The following is a 14,558-nucleotide window of genomic DNA, read 5'->3' as shown; positions in this document are numbered from 1 at the left end:
AAACAAAGTGCTTATATTTGCCCCCGTAAAAACAAAAAAAGACAATGAGAACAATATCGGTAAATACATATTGGTGGTGGCGTCCGTTACAACTCCGACAGTCGTAAGGGAGCAGCGCTCGTATGTATATATCCGATGTATATATAAGGAACAACAGAAAACAGAAAGAGCCCTGTCGCACCAAGCGACGGGGCTTTTTTCGTTTTACCGCCAAGATGATTTTAAACACAGCGAATATGAGTTTTTTAGTTGACAAAGATGGTTATTACGGAGATTTCGGCGGGGCATACATCCCCGAAATCCTCCACAAGTGTGTGGAAGAGTTGCAAAACACCTACCTCGACGTGCTTCAAAGCGAAGACTTCAAACGCGAATACGACCGGTTGCTGCGCGACTACGTAGGCCGCCCCTCCCCACTCTATCGGGCACACCGCCTATCGCGGAAGTACGGCTGCAAGATTTACCTCAAACGCGAGGACCTGAACCACACCGGCGCCCACAAAATAAACAACACCATCGGGCAGATTTTGCTGGCCCGCCGCATGAGCAAACGGCGCATCATTGCCGAAACCGGCGCCGGACAACACGGTGTGGCCACTGCCACCGTCTGCGCCCTGATGGATATGGAATGCGTCATCTATATGGGCAAGACCGATGTGGAACGCCAACACATCAACGTGGAGAAGATAAAGATGCTGGGGGCAACCGTGGTTCCCGTCACCGGAGAAAACATGACGCTGAAGGACGCCACCAACGAGGCCATCCGTGACTGGTGTTGCCATCCGTCGGACACTTTCTACATCATCGGCTCCACCGTAGGACCGCATCCATATCCCGATATGGTGTCGCGGCTGCAGTCAGTCATCAGCGAAGAGATAAAGAAACAACTTGCCGAACAGGAGGGACGCCACTGTCCCGACTACCTTATCGCCTGCGTAGGCGGAGGAAGCAACGCCGCCGGAACCATCTATCACTACATCGACGACAACCGCGTGAAGATTGTGCTGGCCGAGGCGGGCGGCAAAGGAACGGACACGGGCATGACGGCCGCCACCATCGCTTTGGGCAAACAGGGCATCATACACGGGGCACGCACCTACGTCATCCAGAACGAAGACGGACAGATTGAAGAACCCTACTCCATCTCGGCCGGGCTGGATTATCCGGGCATCGGCCCCATGCACGCCAACCTTGCCGCGCAGAAGCGGGCCATCGTCCTCTCCGTCAACGACGACGAGGCCGTCCGCGCCGCCTACGAACTGACGCGTCTCGAAGGCATCATCCCCGCCCTTGAAAGCGCCCATGCACTCGGCGCGCTGGGAAAAATAAGCTTCAAGCCCGACGATGTGGTGGTGCTCACCGTTTCGGGGCGGGGAGACAAAGACATAGAAACGTATCTCGATTTTGAAAAATAACTTTCCGAAGAAAAACGAATGACAACAATGAAACAATATCGCTACACCACCCTCAGCCGCACACTGCTCGGCGACCTCCACACACCGGTGAGCACTTATCTGAAAGTGCGCGACATTTTTCCGCAGAGCGCGCTCATGGAGAGCTCGGACTATCACGGAAGCGAAAACAACCGCTCCTTCATCGGCCTGTGTCCGGTGGCAAGTTTCAGCATCGACCACGGCACGGCTGTGTTCCGCCTGCCCGATGCCGACCGCGAAGAGCATCCCGTAGACGACGGCTACCGCGCGGAGGATGCGCTAAAAGATTTTCTGAGCCGATTTCACGTAGAAGGCGAATATGGCAACTACTGCGGCCTGTATGGCTACACCTCGTTCAATGCCGTGCGCTATTTTGAGAACATCCCCGTGAAAGACAGCCGCGAAGCCACGAACGACGCACCCGATATGCTATACATATTATATAAGTATCTCATCGTCTTCAACGATTTCAAAAACGAGATGATGCTGCTCGAAATGCTGGCGCCCGGCGAAGAATCAAGGCTGGACGAGGTGCAGAAGGCCATCCGCAACCGCAACTATACGACGTATGATTTCCGGGCTGTGGGCGAAACCACCTCGCCGCTCACCGACGACGAGCACAAAGCCAACATCCGGCGGGGCATTGCCCACTGCATGCGCGGCGACGTGTTTCAGATTGTGCTTTCGCGCCGCTTCGAGCAACGGTTCACGGGCGACGACTTCAAACTCTACCGTGCCCTGCGCAGCATCAACCCCTCGCCCTACCTCTTCTATTTCGACTTCGGAGGTTTCCGTATCTTCGGCTCATCGCCCGAAACCCATTGCCGCATCGAGGGAAAACTGGTTTACATTGACTTCATTGCCGGAACCACGAAGCGCACCGGCAACGCCGAACAGGATGCCGCCGGTGCACGCTATCTGCGCGATGACCCGAAGGAGAACGCCGAACACGTCATGTTGGTGGACCTTGCCCGCAACGACCTCTCCCGCAACTGCCGCGACGTAAAGGTGGACTTCTACAAAGAGACGCAGTATTACAGCCACGTCATCCACCTCGTGAGCCGTGTCAGCGGAAGGCTGAACGACGACTCCAACCCCATCAAGACGTTTGTAGATACTTTTCCGGCCGGCACGCTGAGCGGTGCGCCGAAAGTACGGGCCATGCAGCTCATCAGCGAACTGGAACCGCATAATCGCGGCGCATACGGCGGTTGCATCGGTTTCATCGGGCTGAACGGCTCGCTGAATCAGGCCATCACCATACGCACCTTCGTCAGCCGCAACGGAACGCTCTGGTTTCAGGCGGGTGGCGGCATCGTGGCCCGGAGCAACGAGGAGTACGAGCTGCAAGAGGTGAACAACAAGCTCGGCGCACTGAAGAAAGCCATCGTCATGGCAGAGAAAATGTAAACAGAAAAAAAACGATAAACAACGAACAACATGAAAATAGCAATCATTGACAATTATGACTCTTTCACCTACAATCTGGCTCATTTGGTGAAAGAGCTCGGCGCAGAAACGGATGTGCTGCGCAACGACCGGTTCCGCCTCGAAGAATTGCAACCGTATGACAAAATCATACTCTCGCCCGGCCCCGGCATTCCCCGTGAAGCCAGACTGCTGCTTGACGTCATCCGCACATACGCCGGACAAAAACCGATACTCGGCGTCTGCTTGGGCGAGCAAGCCATCGGAGAAGCGTTCGGCGCAAAACTCATCAATCTGAGCGACGTCTTTCACGGCATACAGACCGAAATAACGGTCAGAGGAGAAGATGCCCCCGAAAAAGAAACAGCATTCGTCGCCCATCGTTCACCGCTGACTCCTCACCTCCCGCCGCTCTCTCCCGATTACCTCTTCAACGGCCTGCCCGCCACCATCTCCGTGGGACGCTACCATTCTTGGGTGGTCGACACCGAAGACTTTCCGGAAGAACTGGCCGTCACCGCCATCAGTCCCGAAGGGCAAATCATGGCGTTGAAGCACCGGAAACACGACGTCCGAGGCATCCAGTTCCATCCGGAATCCGTGCTGACCCCCGACGGGAAAAAAATCATGGAAAACTGGTTGAAAGCCTAAACGAAATGAGAGGTATAAGCACAATGTAAGTAAATAAAAGAAATATGAAAGCCATATTATCCCGCCTCTTCAATCACGAAGAGCTCAGCTCGGAAGAGACCAAACAAATCCTCCTCAACATCACCAAGGAGATGTATCCCGAAGCACAGATAGCTGCGCTGCTGACAGCCTTCCAAATGCGCGGCATCACGGTAGACGAACTTATCGGCTTCCGCGAAGCACTGATGCAGACGCGCATTCCGATAGACTTCGCACCCTATCGCCCCATCGACATCGTAGGTACGGGCGGCGACGGGAAGAATACGTTCAACATCTCCACCTGTGCTTGCTTCGTCGTTGCCGGAGCCGGCTACAAAGTGGCCAAGCACGGCAACTACGGAGCCACCTCCGTGAGCGGAGCCAGCAATGTCATCGAGCAGCACGGAGTGCGCTTCAGCAACGACCCCGACAGACTGAAACGCAGCATGGAGGAGTGCAACATCGCCTACCTGCATGCACAGCTTTTCAACCCCGCCATGAAGTCGGTAGGCCCCGTGCGCAAGGCATTGGGCGTACGCACGCTGTTCAACCTGCTCGGACCGTTGGTGAATCCCTGCCGGCCGGCCTACCAGTTGCTCGGTGTTGCCGACCTTGCGCAAATGCGCCTCTACACCAACGTGTTCTATAAACTGGGCATCGACTTTGCCGTGGTCAACAGCCTCGACAGCTACGACGAGATTTCCCTGACCGACGAGTTCAAAGTGATGACCCGCAACTACGAGCGCATCTATCGTCCGCAAGCCCTCGGATTCAATGCCGCCCGTCCCGAAGAACTGTTCGGAGGCGCATGCAAGGAAGATGCCGCCCGCATCTTCGACAATATCCTCAAAGGAGAGGCCACCGCCGCCCAAACGCAATGCGTCGTCGTCAACGCCGCCTTTGCCATCCAGGTTATGGAACCGCAGAAGGAGATAGAAGAGTGCATCGACATCGCGCGCCGCTCGTTGGAAAGCGGAAGTGCGTTGAGGACGCTGAAGAAGTTCATAGAAATTAATTGAAGTATGGCTTTAATCTTCAGGCGCAATAAAATCTTCTACAAACAACATTCAAAACCAATACTCCGTAACAAATAAAATGACAAACAAGAAAGAGTATGACATCCTATCGGCCATCATCGCCCACAAGAAGATGGAGATAGAGCAGCAAAAGCAGGCCATCTCGCCGGAACATATGCGCGCGCAGGTAGAGTTTCTGATGCAAGAAGAGCCGACTCCCCGCCGCAGCATGAAGCACGCGTTGTCGGCATCGCCCACAGGCCTCATCTCCGAGTTCAAACGGCGTTCTCCCTCCAAAGGCTGGATAAACGAAACTGCCCGGGCAGAGGTCGTCCCTGCGGCCTACGAAGCCGCCGGAGCCGCCGCACTCTCCATTCTGACGGATGAGAAATTCTTCGGCGGCTCCCTGCGCGACATCCGCACAGCCCGTCCACTCGTAGACATCCCCATCCTGCGCAAGGACTTCATCATCGACGAGTACCAGCTTTTGCAAGCCCGCATCGTCGGAGCCGATGCCGTGCTGCTCATTGCAGCCTGCCTCACTCCGGAGCAAAGCAGCACACTCACCGCCCAAGCGCACGCACTCGGTTTGGAGGTGCTGTTCGAGATTCACAGCCCCGCAGAAACAGCCCTCATAAACAAGGATGTGGACATGATCGGGATAAACAACCGCCACCTCGGCACTTTCGTCACCGACGTGCAAAACTCTTTCCGGATAGCAGAACAGCTCCGGCAAGCCGCAGAAGGTACGGGCACGCCCCTGCTTGTTTCCGAAAGCGGCATTTCGCATCCCGAAACCATCGCCCGCCTGCGTGCAACCGGTTTCCGGGGCTTTCTCATCGGCGAGACCTTCATGAAGACCGATGCTCCGGGCGACACACTGAAAGATATGATTGAAACCCTCTCCGCCCTATGAAGAAAATCGTGAAAGTATGCGGAATGACGGAAGCCCGCAACATCCGCAAAGTAGAACAACTGGGCGTGGACATGATGGGCTTTATCTTCTATCCCAAGTCTCCCCGTTGCTTGTGCCAGATGCCCGAATACCTGCCCGTAGCCGCCCGACGCATGGGGATATTCGTGGATGAAAGCAAAGAGAACATCCTCATGTATGCCGACCGTTTCGGGTTGAACTACATTCAGCTGCACGGCAAGGAATCGCCCGCATACTGCCGTTCGCTGCGTCGCTGCGGACTGCACCTTATCAAGGCCTTCCCCGTTGCCCAACCTAAAGACCTGCGGGACGTTTCAGCCTACGACGGCCTGTGCGACTACTATCTGTTCGACACCAAGAGTCCGCAACACGGCGGTTCGGGCAACCTGTTCGACTGGAATCTCCTGCTGTGCTACAACGGTTCTACCGATTTCCTGCTCGGCGGGGGCATCAATCCATACAGTGCGGAGGCCATCAGGAAGTTCCGCCATCCGCGCTTTGCAGGCATCGACATCAACAGCCGTTTCGAGACCTCACCCGGCATCAAGGACACGGAGCGCATCGAGCGGTTTCTGAAGAAGCTGTTTTAGAAACCGGCTTCGCATGCTTCCGACGAAACGGCAAAGGCAAATCCCGGAACCGGAAGCCGAAAGTGAAAGGATAAATAGATCTATTGTAGAACGTCAAATATCAAGGCATTATGTTGAATCGAATCAATCAAACCTTTAAGGAAAATCCCAAGAACCTGCTCTCCATCTATTTCTGTGCCGGCTGCCCCACGCTCGACGGCACTGCCGACGTCATCCGCACCCTCGAGAAAAACAGAGTGGACATGATTGAAATCGGCATCCCTTTCAGCGACCCCATGGCCGACGGCATTGTCATTCAAGACGCAGCCGCCCGTGCCTTGCGCAACGGCATGTCTCTGCGCCTCCTCTTCGAGCAATTGCAAGGCATCCGCCGTGACGTGCGCATCCCCCTCATCCTCATGGGCTACCTCAACCCCATCATGCAATTCGGCTTCGAGGCTTTCTGCCGGAAATGCGCGGAATGCGGCATCGATGGCGTCATCATCCCCGACCTCCCTTTCCGCGATTACGAAAAAGACTACAAAGCCACCGCCCTGAAACACGGCATCCGCATCATCATGCTCATCACCCCCGAAACCGACGAAAACCGCATCAGGGAAATCGACAATCACACCGACGGCTTCATCTACATGGTGTCCGGCGCCTCCGTCACCGGCGCACAGCGAGATTTCGACGCCCGAAAGCAGGCCTATTTCAAGAAGATAGAAGACATGCATCTGCGCAATCCGCGTATGGTGGGCTTCGGCATCAGCAACAGGCAGACCTTCGACTCTGCTTGCACCAACGCTTCGGGCGCCATCATAGGCAGCCGTTTCGTCAGCCTGCTCAACGAAGCCGAAGGCGACGCGGAAAAGGCGATAACGCAACTGAAAGAAGATTTGAAAAGATGATGCGGGCCAGGCCTGCAACTCCCTCAGACATGAAAAATCGCCAAGCAATAACCCCGGAAAGAGAGAACGCCGCAGACATATTTTACAACTTTCACATCATAGCGTGCATGCTTTTCACGCTCTACAAGGCCGAGGCACGCAAGGCTGCGCGAAAAGTCCGTGGAAAACCTATGCCCGCACTTTAAGAAGCACATGCCCACACTTCAAGCCAGATATGCCCACACCTTACAGGGTATATGCTTGCATTTCAGGACAGATGCGCCCACACTTTAGGAAAGATATCCCCACACTTCGGAAAGAACAAAACGGCAAAGAAAACGCAAACTCCCCGAAAGAGTTTTCTGAAAGAATCTTTCATAGAAATAGCATAAAAAAACAAAATATACAACTACTAATTGAATATTTTATCCTACCTTTGCCTCGCAAAAAGTAAAATAGCTCCTAAACCGAAGAAGATTATAGATTAAAATAAACAACTTTTTAAATAAGAAGAGACATGAAAGAAATCCGGTATAATTGTCCATACCTGCAACAAACTTGATTTATCCACTCAAACAGAACGATTAAAAAAGGTTAACAAGAAAGCATTTGTGACCTATTGATAAGAATATTAACTTTATTAAATGTATTTTTGTTCGTAACAAGAAATAGCACAGCAACCCATGGAAAAGAAAAAGAAATACACATATACATTTTCAATCTTACTCGCTGTGGTAGGATTCCTTTTTCAAGGCTGTAAAGAAGATGTTTTCAATCCGGAAAAAGTAAAAGCTACTTATCAAGACCGGTTTCCGGTAAAAGACATCGACCCTGAAATGGATTGGAAAATGACACGCTCCATCCAAATCAATGTAACCGTCAATATGGATGCCGGAACAGATTACTCCCTCCGCATTTACGATGACAATCCTTTGACGGAAAACTCCAAAGCCCAACTGCTTGCCGAAGGAACAGCCAACAATAAGATGGCCTTCCTTTCAACGATGGACTGCCCCATCGACGTGACGGCGGTATATGTCTGCCTCACCGATGCTGCCAACCGCAGTGTAGTGAAATTCTGCTCCATCGAGAACGGAAGCTTGCAGGCATCATTCGGCGTATCTCCGTCCACCCGTGCCGCAACCCGCGCCGCCAACAACGGCATTGCCACTTACTCCCCCGACCGCACGGAAGCCGAAATCAATACACTTCTTACAACGGCCAAAGAGCTGAAAGAAAATACCGTCATCGTAAAAAACGACGTTTATAAGATTCCTAAAGGCACCACTTATCAAGGAAAGATAACCACTTACGGAATCAACGACGGAACGGCCACCGTGATTGTCGACGGCACTTGGAACCCCGGGAACAATATCGCCAAAATAGAATCCGGCATAGATTTGATTGTGACCGGTAGCGGCAAGATTATTCTTCCGAAGGACGGAAACCAAGATAAATCCTTATTTCTTGTCGGCAGCAGCCGATTCATCGTCTTTCCGGGAGGCTCTATCGCGGGTGAAACCGGCGGAACGGGCTACATCTACCTATCCAATGCTTCCGGCGGTCGGTTAAATTATAATGCGGGCTCCATTCAAGTCCATACCATTGAGATAGACGGAGTCGGCCTCTTCTATAATAGTGGAAAAACAGAACTAAACACGCTGCTACTTTCCAATGCCGGCTGCAAGCTGGTGAACCAAGGTGAAGTCAATCTGGTGACGGTTTCCCACTCCAACAGCCTCATCGAGAATGGTTGCCGCCTCACCGTTTCCCAAGACTTTTACGGGAGTCTGACCATGGGCAGCAACTGCTCTGCAACCATAGGCAACTACGCCCCGAACGGGAGCTGGGGAAAAACAATCAGCATGGGCAGCAACTCCATGCTCACCATCAACGGCACGGTCAATTGGGGCGGTATCACCGCGAACGGCCCGCAAAACGGCAGCGCCCTGATAAAGATAGGCACACTGACCGACGTGAATGGTTTCGCACACAAGAGCGGGCATATTTACTATGAAGTCCAAAAAGACGAAATAACCGATGTATGGAAGCGTAACACTTTTCTGCGCTACCTTCTCAACACAAACGGCACACTGTCCAAATGGGGAGAAGCCCCCATCCATATTCCCGCCGGCGAATGCACCGGCAATGGAAACACTCCGGCTTCGGGCAGCGGGACTTCCGCAACAGACGAAGCCATCACCTACACCTATGCCTTTGAAGATAACTTCCCCATGGTGGGCGACTACGACTTCAACGACATCGTGCTCGACGTGAAGACCTCTTATAAACGCGAAAAGCAAACCAATGCGATAAAAGCCATACAAATCGACGTGACTCTGGCAGCCGCAGGCGCCAGCCATACCGTAGGTGCGGGGTTGCGTATTGTCAACATCCCCAAATCCGCCATCCGAAGCATCCGGACCGGTGGAGACGACCGCCGTTTCCAAGAAACACTGACCTCTCCACGCACGGGCAAACGTTTTTTCTCTTATAATTCCTCCACCCAAATGGAAGACGGAGACAACGACATCGTCATTCCCCTGTTCAACGACGAGCATCAAGTGTTCGGGGTAGAACAAGGCACCCATGTCAATACAGCCAGCACAGCCGGCCTGCATGCCGAAGGGAGAAAGAGCTATACTTACGAAATCATCATCGAGTTGGCCGACCAAACCAAGCAGACTCCGCTCTTCTCCAAAGACAACTTGGACTTCTTCATCTGCTATCAATACCAGTATATGCAGAAACGCGTGGAAGTGCATCTCTATGAATTCTGGAAGTACAAAGCCACCGCCGCCGGCATGACCATGGAAACCAACCTCGATTTGGCAGGGAACAACACTTGGGCTATCTGCGTACCCAATTTCCGTTATCCGAAAGAATTAGTCAATATTTCCATTACTTCCAACCCGTCGGCCGGGGACTATCCGTTGTTCCTCGATTGGGCAAGAAACCGTAATGTCAATACAAACTGGTATCTGTCCCCCAACGAAAACAATGTATATAGATAAGAAAGAAAATGTAATCAATGTTTAACCTATCGCACGATTAAGAAAGAGTATGAAAAAGATATTGTTAGTAGACGATAAAGCCACCATCGGAAAGATACTTTCGACATATTTAGAGAAAGAGTACGACTTTACTTATGTTGAAGACCCTTTGAAAGCCATCGAGTGGCTGCACGAAGGCAACGAACCTGCTTTGATCATTTCGGACATCCGCATGCCCCACATGACCGGGGACGAATTTCTACACTACCTCAAAAGCAACGAATTGTTCAAACAGATACCTGTCATCATGCTTTCCAGTGAAGACAGCAGCAGCAACCGCATCAAACTGCTCGAAGACGGAGCGGCCGATTATATCCTGAAACCTTTCAACCCGATGGAGCTGAAAGTAAGAATCAAGAAGTTCATTTAAGATAGTCATTACATAAAGGAATGTTCTATTACATCTATATAGGTAAGAATCGCACTACCATCGATCATTTGCAACAAATGACCAATGGCATGTTCATCGTTGTATCCGAGGCTGCCAAAGCTCCAAAAATTCTCGATGGCATCCGCGAACGATACAGCACGACTATCCTTTATGAGAAAACTTCGGCAGAAGCAGACGCTCCCGCCATCACCCGTCTTCACCAACGCTTTCCAAGAGTATACATCACATTGGTTACCGACAAGATAACCCCCGAAGAACGCCCGCTTTACATCAAAGCCGGGGTGCAAAACACTCTTCCACCTGAAACGTCCGAAGAAAGTATCCGGCAGATGTGCGACTACCTCAAGAAACGCGAGGCCAATAAACTGCAAGAATTCAAAGAGAGCCGAAGCCGGGACGACATCTTTCACCTTCCGTTATGGAAGCGACTTTTCGACCTGTTTTTTGCAAGTTTAGCCCTTATTGTGCTCTCCCCCCTACTGATTATCACAGCCCTTGCCATCCGTCTGGAGAGTAAAGGCAACGTCATCTACAAGTCAAAGCGCGTAGGCACCAACTACAACATCTTCGGCTTTCTGAAGTTCCGCTCCATGTACACCGATGCCGACAAACGCCTGAGAGAGTTGAGCAGCCTCAACCAATACCAATCCGAAGAACCGGAACAACCGTCGGCCGGAGAGGCGAAAGACCTCATCGGCGACGATACCGACATTCCCATTTCCGATGACTTAATCATCTCCGACGACTTCGTCCTGGCAGAACAGGACTTCCTCAAACAGAAAGAGAAGAAAAAAAAGAACGCCTTTGTCAAGATAGAAAACGATCCGCGCGTCACACGTGTAGGTCGCATCATCCGTAAATACAGCATCGACGAACTTCCACAGCTCATCAATGTGCTGAAGGGAGACATGAGCATCATAGGCAACCGCCCCCTCCCCCTCTACGAAGCCGAACTGCTGACCAGTGACGACGCCATCGACCGCTTCATGGGTCCCGCCGGGCTGACAGGACTTTGGCAGGTAGAAAAACGCGGTGATTCCGGTCGCATGTCTGCCGACGAGCGCAAACAACTGGACATCAAATATGCAAAAGAATTCTCCTTTGCATTGGATATGAAGATACTTTTAAAAACTTTTACGGCATTTATTCAAAAAGAAAACGTATGAAACGAAACAGATATATTCCGTTTGCCCTTTGCAGCATAACTCTTTTTGCATTGCTCCTCTTTCCCTCCGAAAGTGCCGCGCAAGAGATGTCGCGCGAAGACCGCATCAAAATTCTGCAAGCATTGAAAGAAGGTGATGCCGCTTTGGAAGCAAACACCCTCGGACGCATTGACCAAGACGTGCCGGAAGAAATCAACTCGATGGAACTTCCTCCTCTTTCCGTATTTCTGGATGCGGTATTGGAAAACGCGATGGTGAAGAGCGCGCAGTCGCAAGTGGCACAGCAAGAAAATGCACTTCGCTTGGAAAAAAGAAACTGGTGGAACTATATCCGCCTGAACGGAAACTACTCATACGGGCGATTCAACACCTTGAATCAAAACAGCGACACGTATGTGGATTGGTATCAAGCCACCTCGACGGGGACGCGCAGCACTTTCAATGTGGGTGCCAGCATCAGCGTCGGCTTGGGCGACCTCATCAACCGTCCCCTCAAACTGAAAAATTACCGATACAACATCGAACAATTGAAATATGCACAGGAGCAAGTGATGGAAGAACGGAGGCTGAAGGTAATGGATGCCTACAACAGCGTCACCGCACAGTTGGCCACCATCAAGGCCAAGGCCGAGAACGCCGCTTTGTACAATGCGCAGATGAAGATTTCGGAAAACAACTTCGTGCAAGGAAAGATAGACATCATCACGCTTTCTTTGGAACGTGCCCGCCGATCGGGAGCCGTAACCACATACGCCGAAGCGCGCGTGTCTCTACACAACGCCATCACCCTGCTCGAAATGCTTACCAATGTGAAAATAGTAAAAGAAAAATAAGGTTCAAACAGTTATGGATATCGTACAGTTCATTTCACAGTTCTTCTACCGCATACGCTACTGGCTGGTATGGGGCAGTCTTCTCGTAACCATCGTCGTGATTTACTTCACACAGTTTCTGCCTTTCACCTACACAGTGAACAGTCAGATCTATGCAGGCGTAACCAACGAAACCAATCTTGACGGCAGCAGAGTGGTGAACGTGGGAAGCACTTTCGACAACCTTATCAACATAGCCAAGTCCAAAAGCACCTTGGAGAAAGTATCGTTGCGACTGCTTGCCACCAACTTAGTGCACGGCGAGGAGTGGAACGACAACCAGTACATCAAGGCCAAACACTACCGTCAGTTGCTGCGCTCTACCCCGAAAGAGGTATTGGCACTGGTAGACCGCAACTCGGTGGAAAAAACCACGGAAAATCTGCAAAAATACCGTAAAGAAAATGGCAGGAATTTTGTCTATGCCATGTTCAGCCGTCCCGTACCCTTCTACGGGCACAACGCACTTAAATCCATCGACATAAAGAGGTTGGACAACAGCGACCTGCTGAACATATCTTATACCTGCGGAGACCCGGGAATTGCCCAGAATACGGTGAAACTTGTAGAAGACGAGCTGTTGAAAGCTTACGAGATTCTTCGCTTCAGCGCCACCAACAACGTGATAGCCTATTTTGAGGAACAGGTGAGGCTTGCCAAAGAAAAGCTGACGCAGGAAGAGGACGACCTGATGAACTACAACGTAGCCAAGCAAGTGATAAACTACGATGAACAAACCAAGGCCCTAGCCATAACCAAATATGAGGTAGACGACCGTGAGGAACAAGCTACACGCACCTATGAGAGCGCCATGGCTTTGAGGAAAATGTTAGAGGATAAAATGGATATACGAGCCAAAATAATCCGTGACAACACAAACCTGTTACAGCAATTGGAGAAGATTACCAACCTGAATCAAAACATCTTGGAAGAAGAAATATTCACCTCCGACAAGAATTATGCCAACAACGAGAAGTTAACGAAAAATAAAACCGAGTTAAAGAAAACGGAACAAGCCATCAGCCACCTGTCCGACAACCTGAACGAGTACAATTTCACCAAAGAGGGGGTAGGCATAGAAAACATGGTGAACGAATGGCTTCTGGCTTGCATCAACGAAGCCAAGGCCAAATCCGAACTGAAGGTATTGAAAGACAGACGAGACGATATTTTCAGCCAATTTCAGACTTTTTCTCCCATAGGCACCCAAGTGAAGCGCAAAGAGCGCGCCGTAGGCATAGCTGAAGATACCTACCGTCAGCAACTTCACGGTCTGTCAGAGGCTCACCTTCGCCTGCAGAACATCAAGATGACCACCGCCAACCTTCAAGTCATCGCCCCACCCGATTTCCCGCTTGAGGACAACGGGCGCAAACGTATGTTCTACATCATCGTGGCCTTTGTGAGCAGCCTTGTGTTCATCAGTGCCTATTTCCTTATCATAGAGTTGCTGGATCGTACGTTGCGCGACGCCGAACGCAGTCATCGGCTCACGGGGCTTCCGGTCATCGCAGCCTTCAACGGCATCAGCAACCTCAAGTTCCGTGGCTTCCTCAAGGCTTGCAACCGACGTGCGGCGGCCTATTCGTGTCGTCAGCTCAATAAATATCTGGCGGTCGGTCGTCCCACGGTCATCAACCTGCTCAGTATGGAAGAGAGAGAAGGAAAATCTTTCCTCGCCAAATACTTCATCGATTATTGGCGGACAGAAAACCTTAACGTGCGGTTGGTGAAAGCCGGAATAGACTTCGAGACCGACACACAGACCTACGTACAGGCTCGCCAGTTATCCGATTTCTGGCAACTCAACAGTGCGGAGCAGATGCCCGACATTATCCTTGTGGAATATCCCGCACCCAGTGTCGCCACTCTTCCACTGGCAGTGATAAAGCAGGCCGACTTCAATCTGCTGATAGCCAATGCCGCCCGACTATGGGGTAAGGATGATGACGTCCGCCTCAAGTCCATGCGCGAAGTATTGGGCGATACCCCCATGGCACTGTATCTGAACAATGCCGACCGCGATGTGGTTGAGAGCTTCACGGGCGAACTTCCGCCAAGAACCCTGCTTCACAGTTTCTTCACCCGTCTGGCTCAATTGGGTCTGACTTCGAAACGTGCCGCCGTAAAATAAACA

At 51.6% G+C, this 14,558-nt stretch carries 12 protein-coding genes; all 12 read left to right on the top strand.

Annotated features, from left to right (window positions below):
* Positions 1 to 236: 236 nt before the first annotated feature.
* Complete coding sequence (gene trpB / locus EV202_RS09845) at positions 237 to 1,415, top strand: tryptophan synthase subunit beta (RefSeq protein WP_131926953.1); 1,179 nt, start codon at positions 237 to 239, stop codon at positions 1,413 to 1,415.
* 27 nt (positions 1,416 to 1,442) lie between these two features.
* The gene (locus tag EV202_RS09840; protein WP_131926966.1) at positions 1,443 to 2,843 is read left to right on the top strand and encodes an anthranilate synthase component I family protein; all 1,401 of its coding nucleotides are present in this window, start codon (positions 1,443 to 1,445) and stop codon (positions 2,841 to 2,843) included.
* A gap of 30 nt (positions 2,844 to 2,873) precedes the next feature.
* Positions 2,874 to 3,512: an anthranilate synthase component II gene (locus tag EV202_RS09835; protein WP_106068503.1), complete on the top strand. Its 639-nt coding sequence runs from the start codon at positions 2,874 to 2,876 to the stop codon at positions 3,510 to 3,512.
* A 44-nt stretch (positions 3,513 to 3,556) separates the two neighbouring features.
* Positions 3,557 to 4,549, top strand: coding sequence for an anthranilate phosphoribosyltransferase (gene trpD / locus EV202_RS09830; protein WP_131926952.1), 993 nt, complete (start codon positions 3,557 to 3,559; stop codon positions 4,547 to 4,549).
* 76 nt (positions 4,550 to 4,625) lie between these two features.
* Positions 4,626 to 5,462 carry an indole-3-glycerol phosphate synthase TrpC gene (trpC, locus tag EV202_RS09825; RefSeq protein WP_131926951.1) on the top strand — a complete coding sequence of 279 codons (837 nt, stop codon included), beginning with the start codon at positions 4,626 to 4,628 and terminating at the stop codon, positions 5,460 to 5,462.
* Complete coding sequence (locus tag EV202_RS09820; RefSeq protein WP_131926950.1) at positions 5,459 to 6,070, top strand: phosphoribosylanthranilate isomerase; 612 nt, start codon at positions 5,459 to 5,461, stop codon at positions 6,068 to 6,070. The genes trpC and EV202_RS09820 overlap by 4 nt, the downstream gene beginning before the upstream one ends.
* A gap of 113 nt (positions 6,071 to 6,183) precedes the next feature.
* Positions 6,184 to 6,960: a tryptophan synthase subunit alpha gene (gene trpA, locus EV202_RS09815; protein WP_207903440.1), complete on the top strand. Its 777-nt coding sequence runs from the start codon at positions 6,184 to 6,186 to the stop codon at positions 6,958 to 6,960.
* 662 nt (positions 6,961 to 7,622) lie between these two features.
* A complete protein-coding gene (locus EV202_RS09810) occupies positions 7,623 to 9,953 on the top strand; it encodes an LruC domain-containing protein (RefSeq protein WP_131926948.1) in 2,331 nt (776 codons plus the stop codon).
* A 49-nt stretch (positions 9,954 to 10,002) separates the two neighbouring features.
* Entirely contained in the window at positions 10,003 to 10,362 is a 360-nt protein-coding gene (locus tag EV202_RS09805; protein ID WP_106068496.1) for a response regulator, read from the top strand.
* 20 nt (positions 10,363 to 10,382) lie between these two features.
* A complete protein-coding gene (locus EV202_RS09800; RefSeq protein ID WP_131926947.1) occupies positions 10,383 to 11,549 on the top strand; it encodes a sugar transferase in 1,167 nt (388 codons plus the stop codon).
* Positions 11,546 to 12,382 (top strand): TolC family protein, encoded by an 837-nt coding sequence (locus EV202_RS09795; RefSeq protein WP_131752695.1) that lies wholly within the window; start codon positions 11,546 to 11,548, stop codon positions 12,380 to 12,382. The genes EV202_RS09800 and EV202_RS09795 overlap by 4 nt, the downstream gene beginning before the upstream one ends.
* Positions 12,383 to 12,395: 13 nt before the next feature.
* Positions 12,396 to 14,555, top strand: coding sequence for a GumC family protein (locus tag EV202_RS09790; RefSeq protein ID WP_131926946.1), 2,160 nt, complete (start codon positions 12,396 to 12,398; stop codon positions 14,553 to 14,555).
* Positions 14,556 to 14,558: the final 3 nt, after the last annotated feature.

Source organism: Prevotella heparinolytica (assembly GCF_004342845.1).
In the GTDB taxonomy this organism is placed as follows: domain Bacteria; phylum Bacteroidota; class Bacteroidia; order Bacteroidales; family Bacteroidaceae; genus Bacteroides; species Bacteroides heparinolyticus.
This window is presented reverse-complemented; position numbering and strand designations above follow the sequence as displayed.

Bases quoted from the DNA above. Each gene is read 5' to 3' on its own strand.
- EV202_RS09795 (WP_131752695.1), top strand. From the start codon at position 11,546: ATGAAACGAAACAGATATATTCCGTTTGCCCTTTGCAGCATAACTCTT.
- EV202_RS09820 (WP_131926950.1), top strand. From the start codon at position 5,459: ATGAAGAAAATCGTGAAAGTATGCGGAATGACGGAAGCCCGCAACATC.
- EV202_RS09790 (WP_131926946.1), top strand. From the start codon at position 12,396: ATGGATATCGTACAGTTCATTTCACAGTTCTTCTACCGCATACGCTAC.
- trpC (WP_131926951.1), top strand. From the start codon at position 4,626: ATGACAAACAAGAAAGAGTATGACATCCTATCGGCCATCATCGCCCAC.
- EV202_RS09810 (WP_131926948.1), top strand. From the start codon at position 7,623: ATGGAAAAGAAAAAGAAATACACATATACATTTTCAATCTTACTCGCT.
- EV202_RS09840 (WP_131926966.1), top strand. From the start codon at position 1,443: ATGAAACAATATCGCTACACCACCCTCAGCCGCACACTGCTCGGCGAC.
- trpB (WP_131926953.1), top strand. From the start codon at position 237: ATGAGTTTTTTAGTTGACAAAGATGGTTATTACGGAGATTTCGGCGGG.
- EV202_RS09805 (WP_106068496.1), top strand. From the start codon at position 10,003: ATGAAAAAGATATTGTTAGTAGACGATAAAGCCACCATCGGAAAGATA.
- EV202_RS09800 (WP_131926947.1), top strand. From the start codon at position 10,383: ATGTTCTATTACATCTATATAGGTAAGAATCGCACTACCATCGATCAT.
- EV202_RS09835 (WP_106068503.1), top strand. From the start codon at position 2,874: ATGAAAATAGCAATCATTGACAATTATGACTCTTTCACCTACAATCTG.
- trpD (WP_131926952.1), top strand. From the start codon at position 3,557: ATGAAAGCCATATTATCCCGCCTCTTCAATCACGAAGAGCTCAGCTCG.